At 41.1% G+C, this 224-nt stretch carries 1 rRNA gene; it reads left to right on the top strand.

What is annotated here, in order from left to right:
- Nucleotides 1-116 precede the first annotated feature (116 nt).
- Nucleotides 117-224 (top strand): 5S ribosomal RNA (gene rrf / locus EXT48_RS23645); the annotation flags it as partial.

Below are 224 nucleotides of genomic sequence, written 5' to 3'. Positions count from 1 at the left end.
CCGAACTCAGAAGTGAAACAAAACAGCGTCGATGATAGTGTGGATTACCCATGTGAAAGTAGAACATCGCCAGGGCCAAATTTAATATAAAAATAAGAACTAAAAAACAGTATTTTCCTGATGACCATAGCGTTTTGGAACCACCTGACCCCATGCCGAACTCAGAAGTGAAACAAAACAGCGTCGATGATAGTGTGGATTACCCATGTGAAAGTAGAACATCG

The organism is Pseudoalteromonas sp. CO348, assembly GCF_004208845.1.
GTDB classification, from domain to species: Bacteria; Pseudomonadota; Gammaproteobacteria; order Enterobacterales; family Alteromonadaceae; genus Pseudoalteromonas; species Pseudoalteromonas maricaloris.
The sequence above is the reverse complement of the archived record's forward strand: the minus strand, read 5'-3'. Positions and strand labels throughout refer to the sequence as shown.